A 22,571-nucleotide genomic window follows, 5' to 3' on the forward strand; every position below is an offset into this window, starting at 1 on the left:
AATTTTATGTTTAGAAGTCGACGCGGGCGGCTGTGCGGCCGGTTATCTGAATACCGTGAACCCGCTGCACGTCGTCAGGCAGGAAACGGCCGGCCTGCACGAACTCGCCCGTCCAGGGGTCGTTGATCGAGAACGCCAGGCCCTCATACGGGATCAATTGCGCGGAGAGTTCACCGTCAATGGTCAAGCGGAGCCCATCGCCATCCGCTATCGCGATCGAATACTCCGTGTCACCGTTTCGGTAACGTCCCGCACAGGCCGCTGGTGGCGGTATTGGCCGGGGTGAGCCGGAAAGCGGCTCGTGATCGCCGACCACCAGTCCCGCCGACCGCAGCTCCGGGATGAGCTGTTTCCACATCTGGTACCCGGAACTCGAATTGGTGGTCAGGGCGACCACGGTGCCGCTGTCCGGCTGAATTCGCAGGTGGCACGACGTGCCATCGCCCATGCCGTCGTGCCCGAGCCACGTGCCGCCGTACACGGCGAGACCGAGGCCCCAGCCTTCGGCGAGGCCGAACGGGTCGGCGCCGGGCTGCGGTTTGTGCATCGTCGCCAGCGCGTCGGCGGAGATGATGCCGCCGTCGCCGGGGAGGTGCATGCGGCCGAAGGTGACCAGGTCCAGTGCGCTCATGGCCAGTGCGCCCGTTGCCGCCTCGGCGTCGGCCAACGACTGCTCAACCGGCCTGATCGCGCCGGTGGCACGGTTCACCGTATGGCCTGTGGCGACCTGACGAGGGGTGTCGGCGCGGCCGACGAACGCCGGCGTGATGCCCAGGGGGCGGAGCAGCAACACCTCGGCTGCTTCGGCCCAGGTCATGCCGGTGACCAGCTCGACGAGGTGCGCCACGATGACGTAACCGACGTTGGAGTACGAGAAGCAGGTACCCGGTGGCAGGACGGGGACGAGTGCGCAGCAGTCCTGCAGGTGGCGCCGGGGCGAAGTGGCGTCATCCGGTTCGAAATCGCTGGTCAGCCCACCCGTGTGGCTGAGCAGGTGGCGGAGCGTCAGTCCGGGGGACAGGCGCCGCAGTTCACTGCTGTGTTCCATGACGGGCGTGTCCAGGTCGAGATCGCCGTCTGACACGAGCGCCATCGCGAGTGTGGCGGTGAACGCCTTCGTGACGGACCCGATCGGGATGGCGGTGTCGCGCTGCACGGTCAGGGCGCTGCCGAGCTCGGTCACGCCGAACTCCCAGGTCAGCGTTTCGCCGCGGTGGTGGATGGTCAGTTGGGCGCCGGGCACCTGGCGTGTCTGGGCGGTGCACTTGAACCGGCGGGAGATGATGTCTGTGTCGAACATGTTGATCTTCGAACCTTTCCGGGGTGGCTGGTTCGAAAGCGCGCTGGCGGCTGTCGGTCCCGTTGGTCAGACGTCACGACGTGGGCGGCGGCGTGACGAGCCGGCGGTTCGAAGGCAAAGGGCTGCCGCGGTTATCAACGAGGTGTGAAGTCATGTAGGTTTCAAAACTTGTGAAAGTTGCCGCTAGGCGCGGAAGCCGGTCGGCGCTCATCGTTCCTCGTCGTGTTCCCCAGGATGCCTGACAGGGTCGAGGTGCGTCCGGACTTGCTAGCCGGGCCGCGTTGGGGAACGCATTCTGGCTCCTTCGGTTTCGGGGATCGGTTCTTTGTTGCATCGTTTGGCGTCAGACTTAAGTTGACATCAGCCATCATAACGCGGGGGACCGCCAAACGGAGGATTCGGCCCGAATCAAGGCGGCTGGCGCGGGTGATCTAGACTGAGATAACTCGCTGTTTGTCGACCTTTCGCCGAGAATCACCCGAACGGGGCGTTTGGACTTCATCGTCTCGTAAAGTCGTGACAAGTTGATGCGAGGGTCGTTCGCGTCGAAGATTTGTAGTGAGTAATGTTGCCGGGAAATCCACGCCTCGTGGAATTCGTCCCACCTGCCGGCTGCTGGTCCATTGAGGACGACTGCGCAAAGCAATGGCCGCCGCCGACGGAGTGTCGGCGGCGGCCTGTTGTGCACGGAGGGAGGAGTGTTCGGGTCCCTCAGGTGGCCGTCACGTTCGTGACGCGACAGATCAGCCCGATCGAGCTGTGCAAACGGATGGTGTCACCGGGAGACGGTCACCGAACTGCAGCCAGCTCGACATGCGTACCCAGCCACCGTCGGTCAGGCCGCGTGGTGGCTCGCCGTCCTCGAGGCACGGTGCCAGATCTGCGAGGTGAACCGCTTGCTGAACACGTCCACGCCGCCCTTGCTGGTCGCCATCACCGTCGCCCTTCTTCCGCCACCTCCGGCAGAACGACATCCACGAAGGTCCGGTCGGATTCGCCTCCCGCGCAACAGGTTCTGCGCGGCGGTCAGCGACTCCGGGTACCAGTAGGCCGCTGCTGATCACCGCGGGAGATCCTGCGACGGCACGAGCCGCTGCGCACCGGTTCGTGAGCGTCGACAGTCGGGTGCGGCAGCGGATCCTGCGGTCGGTGGACTTGTCGCTGAGCCGCGAGGTGTCCGACGAGCCGTTCGACCTGGCGCCGCCGCCTGCTGCGGGCCGCGCCGACCGAGAGCGGACCGGACGAGCACGTGCCCACCCCGGCCTCGCACCATTTGGTGTGCGACGGCTGGTCGTTGCCGGTCTGCTCCGCCGAGCTGGTGTCGGTCCACTGTGGACTCGGCTGTGCTCGAACGGTGTGCGCGCTTGGGCCGCCGACGCGGGCGTTACACCGTTCATGGTGCTGCTGGCCGGTTCACAGTGTTGATGCACCCCCACACCGGTCAGCGCGACATCGCGATCGGCGTGCCGGTGGGATGTTCGTCGGCACACCGATGATTCGGTCCGCAGTGCTGGCGGCTCCTAGCAGATGCGGTTGGTCATCCGGGGTCGACGCCTTCGGCCGGTCTGAGCAGGGTTGCACGGCGATGCGGAACGTCAGCGTCACTGGAGCCCGCGCCAGGCGAGGGAACGATGGTGACCATCGTCCTTCCGGTCGACTCCGAGGCGGAATCGCCGCAACCGTAGAGCAACCGGGTGTGACCGGGTCGCGCTACTCGGGACCCGGAACCTTGTGACATCGAAACGGTGGATGTGCACAAGGGAGCCTCAGTGATCACAACTCGTGTGGTGGCGGCAGCGGCGGCGTTCGGTGTCGCGGTGCTGGGTCTGCTCGGCGCCGGTGGCGTGGCGAACGCGTCGGCCGCGGAGGGTGAGATCCGGCCGGTGCCGGGTGCCCGGGTCGTGGGCGACCGCTACATCGCGGTGTTCAAGAACAGCACCGGCGGCACGGGCGCGGCCGGCGAGGTGGCGGGCCGGTTCGGCGGCCGGTTGCGCTCCACCTGGTCGTCGGCTCTGCACGGCTTCTCCGTGGAGATGACCGAGGCGCAGGCCCGCCGGCTGGCCGCGGACCCCCGCATCGCCTACGTGCAGCCGGTCACCGAGGTCCACATGAGCGACACGCAGTCCGGCGCCACCTGGGGCCTGGACCGGCTGGACCAGCGCGCGCTGCCGCTGGACACCAAGTACAGCTACACCACCACGGCGGGCAATGTCACCGCCTACATCCTCGACACCGGCATCCGCACCAGCCACGCCGAGTTCGGCGGCCGGGCCAGTGTCGGGTTCGACGCGATCGGCGACGGTCGCAACGGCCAGGACTGCCAGGGTCACGGCACGCACGTGGCGGGCACCGTCGGCGGCACCAGGCACGGGGTGGCCAAGCAGGTCAAGCTGGTCGCGGTGCGGGTACTCAACTGCCAGGGCTCCGGGACCAGCGAGCAGATCGTCAACGGCATCAACTGGGTGACCCAGAACGCGGCCAAGCCCGCGGTGGTGAACATGAGCCTCGGCGGCGGCGCGAACTCCGTGATCGACCAGGCGGTGCGCACCTCGATCGCCTCGGGCCTGACCTACGCGGTCGCCGCGGGCAACGGCAACGCCCAGGGCGTGCACCAGGACGCCTGCACGGTGTCCCCGGCACGGGTGGCCGAGGCCATCACCGTGGGCGCGGTCGACAAGACCGACACCAAGGCCTCCTTCTCCAACTACGGCACCTGCCTGGACCTGTTCGCCCCTGGCGTGTCCATCACCTCGGCAACCTTCGCGAGCGACACCTCCACCGGCGCGATGAGCGGCACCTCGATGGCCACCCCGCATGTCGCGGGCGCGGTGGCTTTGCACCTGGCGGCCAACCCGACCGCCACTCCCGTGCAGGTCCACAGTGCACTGGTGAACGCGGCCACCACCGGCTCCGTCCTCAACGCCATGACCGGTTCGCCGAACCGGCTGCTGCACACCGGCGTGGTCGCGACTACGCCGGTGGTGCCGTCGGCGTTCACCTCGACGACCGATGTGGTGATCCCCGGCACCGGTACGGTCACCAGCCCGATCACGGTCTCTGGCCGCACCGGCAACGCCCCGGCCGCCCTGAGGGTGACCGTGGACATCAAGCACACCGCACGCGGTGACCTGACCATCGACCTGGTCGCTCCGGACGGCAGCGCCTACCGTCTGCTGACCGCCAAGGAGGCCGACTCCACCGACAACCTGGTGGCTCCCTACACCGTCAACGCCTCCAGTGAGGTCGCCAACGGCATCTGGCAGCTGCGGGTGCAGGACGTGTACCGCGTGATCGACACCGGCTACATCGACTCGTGGGAGCTCACCTTCTGAAGTGGATTCTCCATTCGCACTACTGCCGGCTACCCCAGCACGACCATCCGCGAGGGCTTGGTGACCTTCTGCCTGGGCAGCTTCCAGCCGTCCACTGCCATCGCGGCGGTGGGGAAGGCGCCCATGCGCTTGCCGGTCTCGCGCTCGGGTTCGTCGGGGCGGACGAGATCGGGTTCGCCGGGCGGGTAGCGGACCACTCGTCGTAGGAGATGTCCGCGACGCGCAGCAGGCCGGTGTCGCAGGTGATGTCGTCCTCGATGACGGTGTGGTCGATGAGCTCGCTGTCGATCACGATGGTCCAGCCCTGTTCGGCCCACCGGGAGACGCGGCCCTCGGTGTGCTCATCCAGGAACTCGACCGCCGGCGCACACAGCAACGGCCTCCGCTCCGAGCGCACTTCGCCGAACAGCGGACGGACGATGTCGTCCCGCTGCTACGGCGCGAGGATGAGGGCCTGCGCTTGGCCGGCACGCGGGAAACAGAAGTGGGTGCCGCGTTTGCGGCAGCGGCGCCGCCCACCCTGACGTCGATGGCCTGACGATCGCTCGGCGTCAGGCCGAACCTGGACGGCGAACGGGAGGAAGGTGCGTTCAATGCTGCAGTGCTGGCGGCGGGTGTGGGTTGAGTGTGACGACGACTGGCCTCGAAGGGCTGACGCCCATCGGGTGCGTCTGGGGTCCGAGGACGACATGTCGTGACGAGCCTGGCTTGTTGTGTGCCCCTATCGGTTGATATTGATCAACTATCGAGTTGATCTCCTCGGTCGCCGCAGGATTCTTTGCTTTGTTGTGGTTGGATCGTCGCGCGATGCGATCGACTGTGCTTGTCGATATTCCTCGGCAGATGGTTCTTGTGTGCGTCTGGTGAGGTTCATGGTGCGGAGGAAGACTGAGAGCGCTCTGCATCCGATCTGTTGGTAGCAAAACAATTCATGAGCTGTTCCTTTGGAGTGATCTTGGCTGAACGACACGACCCGCCGCTGTTCTTACGCATGTGGTGGAGCATGCCGACCTGGTGTCGCATTGCGCCTGTCGTGGGTGGCACGCTGCTCGCGCCGATGGCACTGCTTCCCGTCGCGGTGCCGTGGTCGTCATCCCAGGTGCCGGATGTCGGCGCTCCGGCGACGCCGAGTACAACAATCCCGGTGCCGTCGAGTCCTTTCGCTGTGGCGGACATCGAGTCCCCTGGTGCCGTCACGACGATCACCAAGGTCACGACGACACCGTCGCCCGCGGTGCCACCGACACCTGCGCCGGCCGCGCCGGCCCAGCCCCCGCAGCAGGCCAATCCACGCGACGACGCCATCGGCACCGTGCACACCGGATCGCCGTGTTCCTCGCAGGGGGAAGTGGCTCAGGCGTACGCGGACAGTGCCCCGACGGTGTGCGCGATCGCCGGGGACGGCACGCTGCGGTGGAGGAAGGCGTGACCGTCCACACGTTGGTGGCCAAGGCCGGTGCTGGTGCGCTGCGCGTGATGCAGAACGGTCCTGGCGCCTATCACTGTCCGGCCGGACACGGCGCGCTGCGGGTGTGGCCGGATGAGAACGCACCATCCGAGCTGAGCCTCGTGTGCACCCGGTGCGGTCACCGGATCATGGTGGACGCCGCGCTGATCGAACTGGCCGAGAGGGACGCGGCGACAGTCGAGGTGACCGAGCCGGAGCCGATGGTGCGGTTGCCCGGCGGTGCCGCGCCGCGCGGTCTTGGCCCGGACGGCACGGTGCGCACGACCGGTTGGGTGCAGCTCGGGAAGCTTCGGGTGAGCTCTGGGTTCTGCGCGGCGCAGGCGGCGTTTCTCGCCACCGCGCCACTGATCCAGGTGATCCCGTGGATATCGGTCGTCGCGACGCCGCTGGGCTATCTGGCGTGGAAGTTGTGCAGCACGACGTGGTTTCCGGCATCGCAAGCGGTGAACGTGCGGCGCGTTCGGGTCGAAGAACTCACCGCAGGGCAACAGATCCGCCTCTATGGCGCGGCTGGCCCCGTGGGCGAGGTGAGCGCGGTGGCCGCGGACGCGGCAGGACGGATCCGGCTGCGGATGGTTGGTGGCCGTGAGTTGCTGCGACGGTCCGGGCAACTGGTGTGGCAGGTCGACCTGCGGAACTGAGGCAATCCTGCGGCGGTCCAGCGCGGTGGGAACTGACGACACCTTTGTTTCGTCACCAGGTGCCGAGGCTGACTTCCATGTCGGTGGGTAGCCGTTGAGCCGGTGCCGCTGTTGATCACCAGACGGTTGCCGTACAGGTCGTCTGGTTGGCCACGGCGGTGCCGTCGACCTTGTTGTGGTTGCCTGCCAGGAAGATCTTTCCTTTTGGGGGTGAACACGATGCCGGTCAGGGTGATGTAGTTGCCGGTGCGCCTGACAGCGTTCTGGCCGCACGCACCCGTGCCCTTGTGGCTGAAGGCGGTGATGTTCACGTCGGCGATGTCGATCTTGCCTTCGGTGTGGTGGATCCTCGGGGCGATGGTGCCTGCGGTGAGGTATGCCCTTTTGCCGGAGCCAGGTCTCGTTGATGGTGGTGCCGCCGTCGCGTACCCACAGGTCAGCGCAACCTGACGAAGCACCACCAGCCGCCTCTTGCCCCTAAGCACGCCTCCGGGCGTACAGCCGCAGGAGCATCCCCGATCCCGCCAGCAGCAGGCCGATGGCCACCAGGAGCCAGACGTCGCTGCCGGTCACCACGAGCGGCGGGCTGGTGGGTGGTGCGGACGCCGATGACATTTCGGTACCCGCCGAGTCGGGACGGGTCACGACGGGCGGGCCTCCTCCGGGCAGCGTGTATGTCGCGGTGGCCGTGTTGACGACTGCCTGCGTCAGTCCCGCGGTCGCGCAGTGCACGGTCTTCTCGGCACCAGAGGGCAGAGCGAAGGCGTTCGCGGCGCAGCCGGGCTCGACCGAGTCCTGCACCGTCACCTCGCCGAGGTCGACCTCACCGGTGTTGACGACGGTGACACGCCAGTGAGCAGTCCCGCCACTGTGGATGGTCACCGTCTCGCCCCAGCTGTCGCAGGCGGCCGCGTCGCCGGTCAGGCAGACCTCTTTGCGCACGTTCAGGTCGGCCACCCGCACCGACGCATCGTCGGGTGGAGTGGCGAGCGGTGGAGTGGCGGCTGGCGCGCCGGGTGGCACGTACCGTCCGGTCACGGTGTTCGTCATCCCTGAGGTGACGTTGGTCGTCGAGCAGGTGAACGACGCGGACACGCCGGCAGCGAGGTCGATGCCGTCGATCGAGCACGACGGCTCGACACCGTCGTGGAGCGCGATCCCGGTGAGGTCGACTTCGCCGGCGTTCGTCACCGTGATCCGCCAGCGCGCCGTGCCGCCCCGCTCGACGACGTGGTCGTCAGCCCACGGCCCCTTGCCCGTCTCCGCGCACTCCTCCGGCACCGCTGACTGACAGATGTCCTTGCGCACCAAGAGGTCGGATACCATCGCGGTCGCGTCGGCCGGAGCGGTGATGGTCGGTGCGGTGTCCGGTGGTGACCCCGGCGGCACGTACTGCGCGGTCACCGCGTTGGTCGTGTTCTTCGTGAGGTTCGTGGTCGAGCAGTGGATCGTCTTCGACGCGTTCGCGGCGAGGTCGAACGGCTCCGTGGCACACGATGCCTCGGAGGGGTCGTTCAGCACGATGCCGGTCAGGTCGACGTCGCCGGTGTTGGTCACGGTGATCCGCCAGCGCGCCGTCGCGCCCCTCGGCACGGTCGCCGAGTACACCCACGGGCCCGTATCGCACTCCGCCGCGGTCAGCGCGGCGCAGATCTCCTTCTCCACATGGAGATCCGCGATGCTCACCTCCGCGACGGCTTCCGTGGTCACTTCCTCCGGCCAGCCCATCATTCCGAACGACGCCGTGGCCTCGTTCTGCACACTTTCGGTCACGTTGGCGGTCGAACAGTAGAACGAGGCCGACGCACCCGCGGCCAGATCGAACTCCGCGTCGCAGCCCGGCTCGGTCTTGTCGGTCAGGGTGATACCGCTGAGGTCGACGTCACCGGTGTTGGTGGCGGTGATCCGCCAGTACACCGACGAGCCGCTCGGAATGTTCGCGACGACCCCCCACGGTCCCGGACCTCCTGGGCCGCAGTGGGTTTCGCTGGATGCCGCGCAGACTTCCTTCACCAGCGTCAGGCCGTACACGTTCGCGGTCGCGCCGTCCGGCGGCGTCACCACCGGTTCGGTGCCCGGCGGAGCACCCGGTGGCGTGTACTGCGCGGTCACCGTGTTGGTCGTGTTCTTCGTGAGGTTCGTGGTCGAGCAGTGGATCGTCTTCGACGCGTTCGCGGCGAGGTCGAACGGCTCCGTGGCACACGATGCCTCGGAGGGGTCGTTCAGCACGATGCCGGTCAGGTCGACGTCGCCGGTGTTGGTCACGGTGATCCGCCACTGCGCGGTCGAACCCGTCAGCAGGCTCGCCGTGTCGCTCCACGGACCGTCGTCGCAGTCCGTTTCGGTGCAGATTTCTTTGGCCACAGCCAGGTTCGTCACGATGACCGCCGCCGAGTCGGGTTCGGTCGTCGTCGAAGCCCCGGATCCCGGTGGCGCGTACTGCGCGGCGACGGTGTTCGTCAGGCCCGCCGTCACGTTGGCCGTCGAGCAGTAGAGAGTCTTCGTCGCCCCCACTGCCAGGTTGAACGCGGCTTGTTCGCAGGTCGGCTCGTCCTCGTCGGTCACGGTGATGTCGGTGAGGTCGACCTCACCGCTGTTGGTCACGGTGATACGCCAGTGTGCGGTCGATCCGCTGGGCAGGTTCGCCGTCTCAGCCCACGGACCGATGGTGCCCGAGCAGTCCACAGTGGTCAGTGATGTGCAGACTTCCTTCGCCACGGCCAGATTCGTCACGTTCACCACCGCCGAGTCCGGTGACGTGGTCAGCAGGCTTCCGCCCGGCGGCTTGAACGTGGCTGTCACGGTGTTGGTGACGCTCTCCGTCACGTTCGTCGTCGAGCAGTAGAACGACTTCGACTCGCCCGCGGACACGTCGAAGGACCCTGCAGCCGCCGCGCAGCCCGGCTCGGCGGCGTCGTTCAGCACGATGCCGGTCAGGTCGACGTCGCCGGTGTTGGTCACGGTGATCCGCCAGCGTGCGGTGAAACCGCTCGGGATGTTGGCCGTCTCCACCCACGGCCCGCCTGAGGCGCAGTCCTCCGCGGTGCGCGAGGAGCAGACTTCCTTGGCCAGCACGAGGCCGAAGACGGTCGCTGTCGCGTCGTCCGGAGCGCTCACGATCGGCGTGGTGCCCGCGGGAGCACCTGGCGGCACATACTGTGCGGTCGCGGTGTTCGTCTTGTTCGTGGTGAGGTCCGCGGTTGAGCAGTAGAACGACGTCGACGCGCTCGCGGCGAGGTTGAACGGTGCTGCGACGCACGATGCCTCGGCGGGGTCGTTCAGCGTGATCGCGGTCAGGTCGGCTTCGCCGGTGTTGGTCACCGTGATCCGCCAATACGCGGTGGAGCCGGTCGGCATCGTCGAGGTGTCCGCCCACGGACCGGCACCACCAGGGCCGCAGTCCGTGCCGGTGCAGATCTCCTTGGCCACGGCCAGGTTCGTCACCCGCACCGACGCGGAGCTGGGCGCTGTGGTCGTCTCAGCCCCGCCCGGCGGGGTGAACGTCGCAGTCGCTGTGTTCGTCCGGCCCGCCGTCACGTTGGCCGTCGAGCAGTAGAAGGACGCTGACGCTCCCGCGGCCAGGTTGAACGGTGCTGCGACGCACGATGCCTCGGTGGGGTCGTTCAGCGCGATGCCGGTCAAGTCGACGTCACCGGTGTTGGTGGCGGTGATCCGCCAGCGTGCGGTCGCGCCGCTCGGCAGGTTCGCCGTCTCCACCCAGGGGCCGCCCGAGGCGCAGTCCGCCGCGTTCAGCGAGGCGCAAACCTCCTTCGTCAGGGCCAGGCCGTAGACGTTCACGGTCGCGCCGTCCGGCGCCGTCACCACCGGCAGGGTGCCCGGCGCCGCGGCCGGCGGCACGTACTGCGCGGTCACCGTGTTCGTCTTGTTCGCCGCGACGTTCGCGGTCGAGCAGTAGAACGCCAACGTCGCATCCACCGCCAGGTCGAACGATCCCGCGGCGGTCACGCAGGACGCCTCACCGCTGTCGTTCAGCGTGATCGCGGTCAGGTCGGCTTCGCCGGTGTTGGTCACCGTGATCCGCCAATACGCGGTGGAGCCGGTCGGGAGGGTACGGTTCTCCTGCCACGGCCCGATTCCTCCTGTGCCGCAGTCGGCGGGTTGAGCCGACCCGCACACGTCCTTGGCGACGGTCAGGCCGGACACCCGCACGCGCGCGTCGTCCGGCGGGGTCACGACGGCCGGCGTGCCCGCCGGGGAGCCCGGCGGCACGTACTGCGCGGTGACGGTGTTCGTGCTGCCCGCGGCCACGTTCGTGGTCGAGCAGTAGAACGAGGCGGATGTGCCGGCGGCCAGGGAGAACGTTCCCGCCGCGGTGGCGCAACCGGGCTGGGCCGCGTCGTTGATCGTGACACCGGTGAGCTCGACACTGCCGGTGTTCGTCACCGTGATCTTCCAGCGGGCAGTGGTGTCCGCCGGGATCGTCGCGAGCTCTGCCCACGGCCCTGCCCCGCCCGCTCCGCAGTCCGCCGCGACGAGCGAGGAGCAGACCTGCTTGGCGATCGTGAGCGCGTGCACGTCCGCGCGGGCGGTGTCCGGTGCGGTGTCGATCGGTGTCGTGCCCGCTGGTGAGCCGGGGGGTACGAAGCGAGCCGTCACGCTGTTCACGAGCGCCGCGGTGAGGTTCGGTGAGTTGCAGTGGAAAGTCGCTGTCTGGCCCGCGAGCACCGCGAACGTCCCCGCCGCGGTCGCGCACGCCGGTGTCGCCGGGTCGTTCAGCGTCGCGCCGGGAATGTCCACAGTGGTCGGATTGGTCACACGGATGCGCCAGTACGCCGTGCTTGCCGCGGACATCAGGGTGTTCTCCGCCCACGGGCCGGCGCCGCCGGGGCCGCAGTCCACCGGTGCGCTGGAGGCGCACACCTCCTTGACCACGTTCAGAGTGGGCAGCGGAACGGAGAACGCGACCTGCTGGGCGAGGTAGGAGTCGCCGGTGGTGTTGAACTCAAGGTTGAGATCGGTCGCTCCAACGGGAAGCGTGCCTGGCGGCAGCGTGAAGTCCTTGGCGTCGACGGAGAAGTTGTTCGGGGTGTTGGGATTGACCTGTCCATCGGCGCTGTCGACGAAGAAGTTCCCCGTGCCGGTGCCGGACGGCTCGGCGACCGCGATCCCGTTGACGAGGAACTGGTCACCGGAGATGCCCCAGTCGCCCTCGTAGGCCGTGACACCGGCGCGCAGCGGGCCACCGGGGTACCGGAAGCCGGTGATCGGCACCGTGGTCGGGGGTTGCAGGCTGTCCTGGCGGACGTGCCCGTCGTAGACGAAGACCTCGCGCGGCACCGGCGCATAGGTCGGCTCCGGTTGCGGGTACTTGTAGACGAGGGTCAGTGACCAGCCGCCGAAGCAGTTGTACCCCTGTGGCGTCCAGACGTTGCCGACCGTCATGGTGAGCGGAGATCCCGTAGCGGCGGCGGAGAACAGGGACGTGATGTTGGCCGACGCGCTGTAGTACTGGGCCTCCGTCGGTTCGGCAGGCGGCTCGTTGACGAACGTCTGGGCGGCTACGGAGACGGCTGCACCGCTGCCCACCCGGATGCTCACGGGCTGCGTCTGCGGCGCCCCGGGAGGGGTGATCGCGAGCTGGCCCGCGACGAGGGCGTTGCCGCTGCACAGCGGCGAGATGACCAAGCCGTCCCAATCGGTGTAGAGGCCGGTGTTGCCCGCCCAGTAGAGGCGGGCGTAGTCGATCGTCGCGCCGGGCGGAATGGTGAGGCTCGCCGAGCTGGAGTTGAACGTCGCCGCGCTCGTGTCGACATCGGCCCACGCCATCTGGTACTCGTCGTTGACGGCGTTGGGATCTGTCCGGCTGGCGCCGTCCGCGCACACTGCCGGGGTGAACGGCGACGGCGCAGCTGGGCACCTCGTCACCGTGTTGCCGATGATGTTGAAGTCGCCGTAGACGACCTTGTTGTACACCTGGGTGAACGGGGTGATGACATCGGCCGCGGCCGAGCCGGCCGCCGCGGTCGCCGAGCCCGCACCCAGGACGAGGACGATGAGCAGGCGTGTCATGGACCGAAGCATGCGGAACTCCCCTGTGCGCGCATGTCCCGCCTCCGGTTCCGCCGACCCGGCGGTCGTGTGGACTCGCACACAGGTACAGACCTGAGAACGATCAGCGGATTACGGCGGCGGAAGTCACCGCAACAGGTGAACTCTTCGTGGGCAGGCCGTCGGCTCGGCGAACCTGTTACGGCTCAAGGCGCTTTCCCGTCAGTGGTGGCAGATGCCGCGGCCGGCACCACTGCCGTGACTGGAACACCTCACTCCAGCACCGATCTCGCGCGCACCGCTCCCAGTGCTGTGACCGGCAACCTTCGCCGCGTCTTCCGGCGCTCAGCAGGGCGGGATGCGCCCGTTTGACCGTCGAACGCGGGGCAAGGCCGCCGGTCACGGCATCAAGGCCTGCGTCCGCTGGCAGTCAGTTCCTCAGGTCGACCTGCCAGATCTGTTGTTCGGGACGTCGCAGAATCTCCAGGCCGCCGACCATCCGAACCTTGAGATGTCCTGTCGCACCCGTGGTGACACTGCTCACCTCGCCGACTGGACCGGCTGTGCCGTACAGGCGGATCTGTTGTCCCGCGGTGAGTGCCGCGATCGGGACGCGTCGCGTGTTGACGGCCCGCGAGGCCGGTCGCCACCTGGCGCCGAGCCTCCAGGCCAGGTAGCCGATCGGTGGCGCGACGACCGGTACCAGTGGCGCCAACGACGCCAGCGGCACAGCGGCGGAGAACGCGGCCAGCGCCGCCAGGAAGCCCGTGGGGATCGGCATGTTCCCGAACTGCACCCAGCCGGTCGTGCGCACCGTGCCGTCGGGGCGAAGGCCGCGCGGCGCGATGCCGTCGGGCAGCCGCACGACCGGAGGCTCCTCAGGCCGTGCGGCCGGCTCGTCCTCAGTGGACCGGTGGGGCGACATGCCGTCCACCGTGGCGCGGTGTCCGCACGTCGTGCAGACGAGGCACATGCCGGACGGCACGTCGGCGTCTGGCCACACCCGCAAGGCACCGTGCCCTGCCGGACAGCGGTGGGCGCACGGGCCGCGCTGGAACGTGTGCAGCGCACGGGCCTCGGCGCCGTCCATGCGGTTGTCGTCGACGCTCATGCGTTCCTCCCGCGGAGTGAGTCACCCTGGATGACCGCGGACGTGTCCGGCTCGCCGGTGAGGTACGCGCTGGTCTCCTCGGAGACCGGCGACGGAAGTCCACTTGGGATGGATGCATCCGAGGTGTCGTCGTGGCGCGGCGGGAGGTCGGCGGTAGGTGCTGCAGGGCCTGGCGGCGGCGTCCACGTTTCGCTGCTGGCCGGGATGGTGTCGGCGGCCTCCGACGACCTGCCGGCCTCCGACGACCTGGTGCCTTTCGTGGCGGAAGCACTCGACCCGGCGGAGTGCGAAGCAGGAGCCGGGGAGTTCGGCGCGATCGGACTTGCCTCGTCGGCAACGGCTAACGGACTGACCGGGGCGAGCGGCGCCGTCGGGCTCGCGGGACTCACCGGTTCCACAGGAGACACAGGAGCGAGCGCGATGTCCGGCACGTGGTCTGACGCCGGTGGTGTGGACACCGGCATCAGCACGATTGGCGCGAGCAGCGTGCCGCCGAGCACGGGCAGCAGGCGGGACCAGTTCGGGATGCTCCACCACATGCGCAGGAATGCCGGTGGCTGATCGGGTAGCTGAGTCAAGATCACTCCAGAGGGACCGCGGGGCTGTGTTTGCCGCCTGTGAGGTCGATCGTGGAGGGCTCAAGCGGTGTTATCAGATCACGAGATGATCACTCTCTTGAGGGAAGTTGATCCATTGTGGACGGGCAAAGGGTCGCACGATCAGGTGAGGACGACCGAGAACCCGCAATCCGAGGCGCCCGATGCGGTCAGGGGGGAGTTGAGAGTTCGCCGTGCAACGGGTGGAGGCCCGCTCGATGACCGATTCCCGTTCCGTCCCCGTGAGGGGCAGCCGTCGGTGGGTGGCGTCCGCGATGGCTTTCGTCGCAGCCCTGACGATCACGTTGGCCGCACTCCGCTGGTCGGATCACGACGTGGTCGTGACCGTGGACGACGGGATCGAGGTGGTCACCGAGAATCTCTCGACCACGTATCGGGTCAGGGTCGCCAACAACACCGACCAGCGGCTCGACCAGCTCGAAGTGACGCTGACGACGCCGTCGCCGCTCGTGCTGGGACCGGCGGGCAGCGGCCCGGCGCAGGCGCCCACCGAGACGAAGTGGCTCGTCGACGTCGCCGAGGGTGCGACGGCACAGGTCGAGCTGGGAGTTGTCGTGGGAACGGTTTCCGCCGGGACGGACATCACGGTGATCGCCTGTGCCTCGGCCGCGGGCAGGTCGGTGGCCTGCGGAGCCGACGTCAACCGCGGGGCGACCGCGGTGAAGGACGAGAGCGGCGCCCCTTTGCTGGTCACGTTGATGATGTGGTGGCAGCTTCTGCTGGCCGCGCCGGTCGCGCTGCTTGTCGTGTTCGCGGTGTGTCGGCCGCGCAGGCGAGGGAACGAAGCCCGCGGACGGCGTGAGTCGTCGTGATCGGGTGGCGGTTGCTGCGAGCGTGTCTTGTCACGCCCCTCCTCTCAACGGCACCTGTGCCCGCGGCGGGAGAGCCTGACAGGGTGACCGGTGAGCAGCTCGACGTGTCGTCCGAGAACGCCGTTGACGCGACAGGACTGCCATCGCACGACTTCACCTTCACCGTGCGAGGGCCCTCGGGAGTGGTGACCCGGTGACGAGTCGGTGCACCTGGCCGGGGCTCACAGCCGCGGAGACGGGCGTCCGGCCGGTCGGGGGTCTCCGTCGAGGGCGCCGGTTGTCCGACGGTCGGCTGCCGAGACGGGTTCACCTGGCGGATGGCGGTTCGAGACGGGCAACGGTTCGCCGCGTACGCCGGCAGCGATCGGCTGGTCGCGGCGGACAGATCGTGCGGTTGCGTGCGCAAGGTGTTGTTCGAGCATCCCGCTGCCGCTGTCTCCGCGAAGGCGATCCGCTGGGACGGTGCGACGACCGGGGCGCGACCGTCACTGCGGCAGAACCCGGTGATCAGCGGTTGCATGGTTTTGCCTCCACATTTCCGGAGCCACTCGAATGAGCGGATACGCGGCGGTGGCGCGCAGGTGAAGCAAACGCCAGGGCATGCGACCTGTTCGATCGCTTGGCGTTTTCGAACCGAACATCGATCAGGGGTTGAACAAATGGGTGCAGGTTCGGGGGAGATATCGCTGGTGGGAGACGGCCGCACGCGCCCGCTTCGAATCGCGCTGCTCGAATCGCTGCCGCTGCTGCGACACGGTGTGCAGACGATCGTCTCGGCGCATCCCGCTCTGGAGTGGGTCGATGCGGTGAGCAGCACTCGCGACACCGTCGAACTGTGCGAGTCAGCGCGTCTCGACGTCGTTCTCGTCACTTCCGCCAGCGATCCCGGCTGGAACCGTTGCCAGCTGCTGACCCGTCTGTTCAGGGACCTCACCGTGGTGGCGCTGCTCGGCCGGGAGGCTCGCACCCCCGACACCATCGCCATGGCCCGCATCAACGGTGCCCGAGCACTGGTGCCGCTGGACGCCGATCCCGACCGGTTGGTGAAGGCCATCACGGCGGGGGCGACAGTCGGTCACCACATCGACTCCGCTCTCGCCGTCTTCGCCACCTCGGTGGAAGGTGCGCGGACGGCGGGCGGAAAGTCGCTGTCGCGCCGGGAGTTCGAGGTGCTGCAGCTCATCGCGGAAGGGCGGACGGCGGTGCAGATCGCGCTGCGGCTCCAGATCACCGCCGAGACCGCGCGCACACACGTCAGTCACATCCTGCGAAAGCTGGACGCCAGGGACCGCGCGCACGCCGTGGCACGGGCCTACGAGCTGTCGTTCCTACCGAAGTGATCTCTGGAGTCCGTCTCGAGGAGGTCGTGGATGTTTCGTCGTCATCGTGAAGCATGGTTGTCGTCAGTGCTGGTCCGTTTCTTCCTACGGGCAGGCGACCGTCGTTCGTGGACGGTCCGCTGCCGCGACGGGCACGGCAGGAACGCCACCACCGTGGTGGCGCTGACCGAAGAGTTCGTGATCGTGGAGAGTGTCGATCGCGAGACGATCCATCTGTCGGCGGCGCAGGTGGACCGTTTGCGGGTGGCGCTCCGTGCCGCCGTCATCAGCCTGGGCACGCTGGACGACGACGACATGTGCGCAAGCCCGGCTCACGCGATTCCGGTGCAGCGTTCGGGCGGGCTTTCTCACGAAGCCGATCACTCGAACGGGTGAGCACTACGCAAATTTGGGTTGCATCGGCAATGTTCACGCCGCGTTGCTCGCACTGTCGGGCGAGAAGTTCGCCGTATCGGAGCGTCGTCTTCCCTGGGGGAACTGCTCGCTGTAGCTTTGTCACTCACAGGTGGGGGTGACGGAGAGGGAATCGGAAACCTTAGGCAGGTGAAATGACTGACGAAGTCGAGGACATCGACTCCGGTCTCGTCCAGGCAGCTCGCGCCGGAGACCGAGAGGTTTTCGTTCAGCTTTACCGCAGGAATTTCGCGTATGCGTACGGACTTGCGTGCAGACTGCTTGGCACGTCACAAGGGGCCGACGATCTCGTCTCCGACGCATTCGTCAAGGTGTTCAACCGGATTGTGGCGGGCGGCGGTCCGGCGGAAAGGTTCCGCGCGTACCTGCTGACCACGGTTCGGACCACGTTCTACAAGCAGGTGGCGCGCGACCGGATGGTCGACCGGCGGGTGGAGGTGACCGAGCTCCTGTTGCCGGCCGAGGAGAGCGATCCCGTCGGTGAAGGACTGGACGCCCAGCTCGCGAGCAGGGCACTTGACAGCCTTCCTGCGCGGTGGCGGTCCGTGCTGGTGCTGCTCGAGCTGGAGCGGCTCAGCACGCCGGCGGCGGCGGACGCGCTCGGCATGCGGCCGAACGCGGTGGCCGCGTTGGCTTTCCGGGCCCGCGAGGGGCTTCGGCTGGCCTACGTGCAGATGCACGTGAAGGCCGCAGCCGAGGAGACCTGTCGTGAGGCGGTCGGCAACCTGGCCGCGGTGCTGTCCGGGCGCAAGGGTCGCAGCGTGCGGCAACGGGTGCGGGACCATCTGACGCTCTGCGACAACTGCACGGGCGCCGCTCGTGAGGTCACCGATCTTCTGGCACAGCTCGGCCGCACAGTGCCTCCGGACGACCGGCTCGTGGCCTGATCTTCAGACGTCTCGCGTGGGCCGAACATTCGGCATATTGCGCGGCGTGTCCGACTGTCGCTCGAACGGGTTAACGCACACCAGTGGTGAAGCGCTTCCTCGCGGGATCTGACCAGAAGATTATTGCTATGTGTCACCGCTGTTTGAACCGAAGTGGGTCTAATATCACGTTTTGATGGATAGTTTCCTCCCGTTGAGGTGGGCACTCGCTGCGGACCGTAGTCTTTGCGTGGCTCCACGGTCACTCAGGTAAGGGGGCGGGACCGGTCTTGGCTAATGGACTGCGCTTGCAGCAGGTCGTCGATCTGATGCAGGAAGCCGCATTGGTTTGGTCGCCGATTCATCGCGAAGGCGATCCCCCGGATGTTGTGGATTATCGCGTGAAAATGGGCAACAAGTCCGCCGCAGACGTTCTGGGGGTCGATCAGGTCGTCGGCCTGACGCTTGGGCAATTGTTGCCGGAAGACACCGCCGTGCTGCTGCGCAGGCTGTTCACGCAGGCGTTCAAGTCCGGTGAAACCGTCGAGCACGTCGCGGCAGCGCCTGATCCGCTCACGGATCTCGGGCGGACCCACAGCGTGTCCGTCCGCATCACACACGTGGACGAATCCGTGTTGTGCACCTGGTTGCCGGGTTGGCTGACCGGCCCCGGTGCGGGCGAGCGCCGGCCGATCACGAGCAACGGTTCCTCGACAGCGGACCGGCTGGAGTTCGCGGACGTCGTCGATGCCGTGGCGGATGCCGGGTTCGGGGTGTTCTCCCTCAACCTCATGAGCGGCAGGCTGATCGTGTCGAGTGGGCTGCACCGGATCTTCGGTGAGGGATCGGACGTGCAGTCCGGCCTCGAGTCCGCGGTAGAGGGCGCGGGCGAGTGGCAGGCGCTGCTGCGGCGCGGAGAGCCGATGGACGTCGAGGTGCGACTGGCTCCGGAGCACGGTGGTCACCGGATTCGGGTCTCGGCCGGATGGCGTGTGCGGCCGACGGTCTCCCGGCTGTGGTGCGGGGGAGCTGCTGCGTGCTGGAGTCGTGAGCTCGTGGCGCGACCCAGAACGTTGGCTGGGTGATTCACGCTCAGCAGGGCGTCTCGCGGCACGACGATGCACCCGTCTGACCGCGAATTCGCCCGGCAACGTTCTGTGCCACGCCACTAACCGGGCTCTTGTTCCTCCGACAGCTCCGACAGCTCCGGCGAGCACCGCGGACACCAGGCAGAGCCGGCGTGGTGGTTGCGCAGCCGCAACCACTGGTCGAGCTCCGCCTCGGTGACCCGCCTGCTCACCCGTGTCTCCTCCCACAGCTCGGCCATGATCCGGTCCAGGTCTCCGTTCAGCGGGCCGTGCCATGCCGCGTAGGCGTGCAGGTCAGCGCCGGGATGGCCTGGGCCTCGAGCGGGTGGCGCGGCCGCGCAGTTCCACCTGTGCACCGTGCCGTTGTCGAGCAGGTACGGGTGCGTCCCCGGCGTGATGCTCCGTTGTCGCCGCTGCCACTGCTCGTGCGCGTCCCGGTGGCGGCGGAGCGCCTCCGGGTAGGCGGGGGCGGCGAGGTCGCACCAGTAGCAGCAGCCGCTGTTCCACCGCGACACCTGGTGCACCAGCTCGGCGGCTCGCTCGGGGCTGAGTCCCGCCGTCGGCGACCCGGTCGAGCAGCCACCGCACCGCCGAGGACTCGAGCAGCCACCGCTCCGTGCCATCGGCCACCTGCCCGGTCTGCAGCGCCCACACCTGCGTGACGCACTGATGACCGCCCACCTCCAAGGTCAGTGACAGCGGTACCACGGTGGCCACATGTGCTCCTCGGAAGAGACGGGGGTGCGCCGCCCTGTGGGCGATCGGCAAATTTCGTATCGCCGGTGAGGCCGCTCGCGCAACACGAGGCCTGCGCCGTTCGCCCGGATTGTTCAAGCGTCAAACATCACGGTGAGCACCTGATGCAGTGCGTCGGCGATCATGTCAGTGCTCTGGTGATGCGCTCCGCGTGACCGGCCGTACGGATCGGGCACGATGTCATCGGTCTTGTCGACCCACCGGACGCAGCCTCGGCGCAACGCGGCGGTCGAGACCGCCGCCCGTGCGCGGTGCAGGGGATCATCACCGGTGCGGCGCAGTGACACGGGTGCCAGCAGGCGGGCGAACTCTCGCAGGCAGAAGGTCGAGTGCAGCAGCGGCGGGTACGTGGAGACGACCTCCGCGCGGTGTTCGCGATCCGCCGTCAGCACCAGATCGGCCGATGCCAGCGCGATCCGATCGAGATTGCGAGCGATGTGCGTTTCGCCGGTCACCCGCGCGAGGCCCCACCTCGGCAGCTGGTCGCGGGTCAGTGAGTGCATCGCCGCTCCGGTCATGGCCTGAGTTCCCGCGCTCGCGACGACGAAGCGCGTGATCTGGTCGCTCGGCAGCCGCTGTGCGAGCAGGTGCCGGGTCAGCAACTCGGCGAAGGGCGAGCGGCAGACGTTGCCGGTGCACACGAACAGGATGCGGAAGTCCTTCCTCACTGCGGCGTGCTCTCGAGATAGTGCTTGATCTGGTTCTGGCGCAACGCCTCCCACAGCTGACCGGCACGTACGCCGTCCGAGATCGGCGCCGTCACGAACGTGACGGCGGAGGGGTCCAGCTTCCTCAGCCCGAAGGCGAGCGACCGCAGTGCGTCCCTCGTGAGGATGTCATCGACCTGGACATACCGGCTCACAGTGTCGGCGAAGTCGTGTGCCTGGCTGGGGCTGCTCAGCACCCCGCTCGACACGACCTTGGAGATCAGTGTCCGCAGCGCCTCCTGCTGCCGCTCGACAGGATCGGCGACGCTGGGATCCACCCGGTCGATTCCTCCCACCACCTGTGTCAGCGCCCTGAAACCAGCGAGATCGGTCATCGCGAACTGGTCCACCCGAACCCCGGTGAGCGTCTCCACCGTGTGGACCATCAGCGTAGGTCCGCCGAACGCGGACACCGAGCTCATCTTGGCCATGCCGTGTCCCGGAACCGCCACCCAGCTGTCGGGTGGGATCGACACGACGGTCGCCGCCGTGCGGTCTGACGACAGCCGCACGAGCATGATCACTTCACTGCGGTCGGAGTACGGAGCGGGATCGTTGCTCGCCAGCAGGAACGTCATGCCTTCTGTCCACTTGGGTGGACGCTGCGCTGCATCGAGCGAAGCGAAGACCTGTGGTAGCTGTTGCATCTCTCGCCATTCGGGGGTGACGACCGAGCACAGTCCACTGACCGTCAGGCACAGCGCGAACGCCGATGCCACTGCCAGTCGTGTGTTTCTCATCCCGTGCGCCGGCTCGGGGGTGGTCATGATCGGTGCTCCTGGTGGGAGTGGGTTCGCGGTAGGGGCGCGGTCTCCGGCTCATCGGCGCGGTGGTACCGGTAGGCCTCGCCGAGACGGGTCCTGGGTGTCATCGTCGTGACCGTGCCGAGCAGCCGTGCCGACACGGCTTCGAGGGCGCTGACGGATTCCTTGACCTGTTGCTTCGTGGTCCTGCCGTGCCGCACGACCAGGACCGCTCCGTCGCACCGGCTCGCCAGGATCGCGGCGTCGGTGACGGGCAGCAGGGGCGGGGTGTCCACGAGAACGACGTCGAAGCGGCCCGCCAGCAGTTCGAGCACGTCCACGACGTGCCGCGAGGCGAGCAGCTCGCTGGGGTTGGGCGGGATCGGACCGCTCGCGAGCACGGCCATGCCGCGGCGGCCGCACGGCTGCAGCGCCTCCTCGAGCCGGGCGTGCCCGATCAGCACGCTGGTCAGGCCGACGGCGGACTCAAGACCCAGGTAGTCGCCGATGCGGGGCGCGCGGAAGTCGGCGTCGACCACAGCCACCGTCCTCCCCGCCTCAGCGAGCGTGACAGCGAGATCGCAGGTCAGCGTCGACTTGCCCTCGTCGGGCATGGAACTGGTGATGACGATCGTGCGGGCAGGGTGGTCGACATCGACGAACTGGAGGTTGGTCCGTATCCGCCGCAGCGACTCCGCGCGTGCCGACGCGGAGTGCGGGTACGTGATCACCGGACGGGTGGTCGCGCGGGGATCAACGGCGACGGTGCCCAGCGACGGCGCGGCCACCAGGTCCTGGAGCATCTCCACCGACCGGACCGACGTGTCGAGCGCGTTGCGCACCAGCGCCGCACCGACACCGGCGGCGAGCCCGATCAGCACGCCGAGCACGCCGTTGCTCACCGGACGGGGAGACACGGGAGTGGCCGGCAGCCTCGCGGCTTCGACCACCTTCACCGCGACGGCGGGCTGACCACCGCCGGTCGGCCTTTCCAGCTCCGCGACGAGCTCGCTGAACGCCCCGGCCGCCGCGTCGGCCAGGTGCTGTGCCCGGCTCGGCGACGGATCGGTGGCGGTGATCGTCAGCAGCACCGTGCCGGGCTGGACGTCGGCCCGGATCGAGTCCGGCTCCGGCACGAGCCCTCGGCGCTCGAGGTCCTGACGGATGCGGCCGCTGGTGACCAGCCGCGTGTACGACTTGACCTTCTGCTGCGACATGAGACTGCCCTGGTAGGCCTGGGCCGCGTCGTCGTTCGCATCCAGCGCCGAGACGAACAGCGTCACCTCCGCCTCGTAGACGGGGATGACCGCCCAGGTGGCCGCCGCCGCGGCGCCGACGCCGAGTGCGAGGCCCGCTGCGACCACCCG

Annotated in this window: 18 protein-coding genes; 10 read left to right on the plus strand and 8 right to left on the minus strand. The window is 68.1% G+C overall.

Translation table 11 applies throughout. The annotated features are described in order from the left end of the window. Positions 1–10: 10 nt before the first annotated feature. Positions 11–1,300 carry a serine hydrolase domain-containing protein gene (locus tag FXN61_RS08020; RefSeq protein WP_167971749.1) on the minus strand — a complete coding sequence of 430 codons (1,290 nt, stop codon included), beginning with the start codon at positions 1,298–1,300 and terminating at the stop codon, positions 11–13. Between the two features lie 1,107 nt (positions 1,301–2,407). Between FXN61_RS08020 and FXN61_RS08025 the strand changes: the two genes are divergently transcribed. Then, positions 2,408–2,725, plus strand: a complete 318-nt coding sequence (locus FXN61_RS08025) for a hypothetical protein (protein ID WP_167971752.1) — start codon at positions 2,408–2,410, stop codon at positions 2,723–2,725. 344 nt (positions 2,726–3,069) lie between these two features. Beyond that, a complete protein-coding gene (locus FXN61_RS08030; RefSeq protein ID WP_312877597.1) occupies positions 3,070–4,632 on the plus strand; it encodes a S8 family serine peptidase in 1,563 nt (520 codons plus the stop codon). A 29-nt stretch (positions 4,633–4,661) separates the two neighbouring features. Here FXN61_RS08030 and FXN61_RS08035 read toward each other — a convergent pair whose 3' ends face one another. After that, complete coding sequence (locus tag FXN61_RS08035) at positions 4,662–4,829, minus strand: hypothetical protein (protein ID WP_167971754.1); 168 nt, start codon at positions 4,827–4,829, stop codon at positions 4,662–4,664. Between the two features lie 836 nt (positions 4,830–5,665). Here FXN61_RS08035 and FXN61_RS08040 point away from each other — a divergent pair. Both FXN61_RS08040 and FXN61_RS08045 read left to right on the plus strand, forming a co-directional pair. Continuing rightward, positions 5,666–6,061 (plus strand): hypothetical protein, encoded by a 396-nt coding sequence (locus tag FXN61_RS08040; protein WP_167971756.1) that lies wholly within the window; start codon positions 5,666–5,668, stop codon positions 6,059–6,061. Beyond that, positions 6,058–6,741 (plus strand): hypothetical protein, encoded by a 684-nt coding sequence (locus FXN61_RS08045; RefSeq protein ID WP_167971758.1) that lies wholly within the window; start codon positions 6,058–6,060, stop codon positions 6,739–6,741. The genes FXN61_RS08040 and FXN61_RS08045 overlap by 4 nt, the downstream gene beginning before the upstream one ends. Before the next feature lie 477 nt (positions 6,742–7,218). On the opposite strand, the gene FXN61_RS08050 is transcribed toward FXN61_RS08045, so the two are convergent. After that, complete coding sequence (locus FXN61_RS08050; protein ID WP_167971760.1) at positions 7,219–12,771, minus strand: DUF7617 domain-containing protein; 5,553 nt, start codon at positions 12,769–12,771, stop codon at positions 7,219–7,221. 409 nt (positions 12,772–13,180) lie between these two features. Then, complete coding sequence (locus FXN61_RS08055; RefSeq protein ID WP_167971762.1) at positions 13,181–13,861, minus strand: hypothetical protein; 681 nt, start codon at positions 13,859–13,861, stop codon at positions 13,181–13,183. Between the two features lie 30 nt (positions 13,862–13,891). On the opposite strand from FXN61_RS08055, the gene FXN61_RS08060 reads away from it, so the two are divergent. The 6 genes from FXN61_RS08060 to FXN61_RS08085 all read left to right on the plus strand — a co-directional run bounded on the left by FXN61_RS08060 (position 13,892) and on the right by FXN61_RS08085 (position 18,995). Continuing rightward, positions 13,892–14,422 (plus strand): hypothetical protein, encoded by a 531-nt coding sequence (locus FXN61_RS08060; RefSeq protein WP_167971764.1) that lies wholly within the window; start codon positions 13,892–13,894, stop codon positions 14,420–14,422. Between the two features lie 310 nt (positions 14,423–14,732). Next, positions 14,733–15,290, plus strand: coding sequence for a hypothetical protein (locus FXN61_RS08065; RefSeq protein WP_167971766.1), 558 nt, complete (start codon positions 14,733–14,735; stop codon positions 15,288–15,290). 659 nt (positions 15,291–15,949) lie between these two features. Then, the gene (locus FXN61_RS08070; protein ID WP_167971768.1) at positions 15,950–16,630 is read left to right on the plus strand and encodes a response regulator transcription factor; all 681 of its coding nucleotides are present in this window, start codon (positions 15,950–15,952) and stop codon (positions 16,628–16,630) included. Between the two features lie 153 nt (positions 16,631–16,783). Continuing rightward, on the plus strand, positions 16,784–17,005 hold the full coding sequence (locus FXN61_RS08075; RefSeq protein ID WP_167971770.1) for a hypothetical protein: 222 nt from the start codon (positions 16,784–16,786) through the stop codon (positions 17,003–17,005). A 173-nt stretch (positions 17,006–17,178) separates the two neighbouring features. Next, entirely contained in the window at positions 17,179–17,931 is a 753-nt protein-coding gene (locus FXN61_RS08080; RefSeq protein ID WP_167971772.1) for an RNA polymerase sigma factor, read from the plus strand. A 386-nt stretch (positions 17,932–18,317) separates the two neighbouring features. After that, positions 18,318–18,995: a hypothetical protein gene (locus FXN61_RS08085; protein ID WP_167971774.1), complete on the plus strand. Its 678-nt coding sequence runs from the start codon at positions 18,318–18,320 to the stop codon at positions 18,993–18,995. Positions 18,996–19,078: 83 nt separating this feature from the next. On the opposite strand, the gene FXN61_RS08090 is transcribed toward FXN61_RS08085, so the two are convergent. From FXN61_RS08090 to FXN61_RS55170, 4 genes are all read right to left on the minus strand, one after another. Next, on the minus strand, positions 19,079–19,621 hold the full coding sequence (locus FXN61_RS08090; protein ID WP_167971777.1) for a hypothetical protein: 543 nt from the start codon (positions 19,619–19,621) through the stop codon (positions 19,079–19,081). Positions 19,622–19,828: 207 nt separating this feature from the next. Beyond that, complete coding sequence (locus FXN61_RS08095; RefSeq protein WP_167971779.1) at positions 19,829–20,422, minus strand: arsenate reductase/protein-tyrosine-phosphatase family protein; 594 nt, start codon at positions 20,420–20,422, stop codon at positions 19,829–19,831. Further along, on the minus strand, positions 20,419–21,039 hold the full coding sequence (locus tag FXN61_RS08100) for an LCP family protein (RefSeq protein WP_167971781.1): 621 nt from the start codon (positions 21,037–21,039) through the stop codon (positions 20,419–20,421). The genes FXN61_RS08095 and FXN61_RS08100 overlap by 4 nt, the downstream gene beginning before the upstream one ends. Positions 21,040–21,224: 185 nt before the next feature. Next, on the minus strand, positions 21,225–22,568 hold the full coding sequence (locus FXN61_RS55170) for a tyrosine-protein kinase domain-containing protein (protein WP_167971783.1): 1,344 nt from the start codon (positions 22,566–22,568) through the stop codon (positions 21,225–21,227). Between the last annotated feature and the right edge of the window lie 3 nt (positions 22,569–22,571).

Source organism: Lentzea indica (assembly GCF_012184385.1).
Taxonomy (GTDB): Bacteria; Actinomycetota; Actinomycetes; order Mycobacteriales; family Pseudonocardiaceae; genus Lentzea; species Lentzea indica.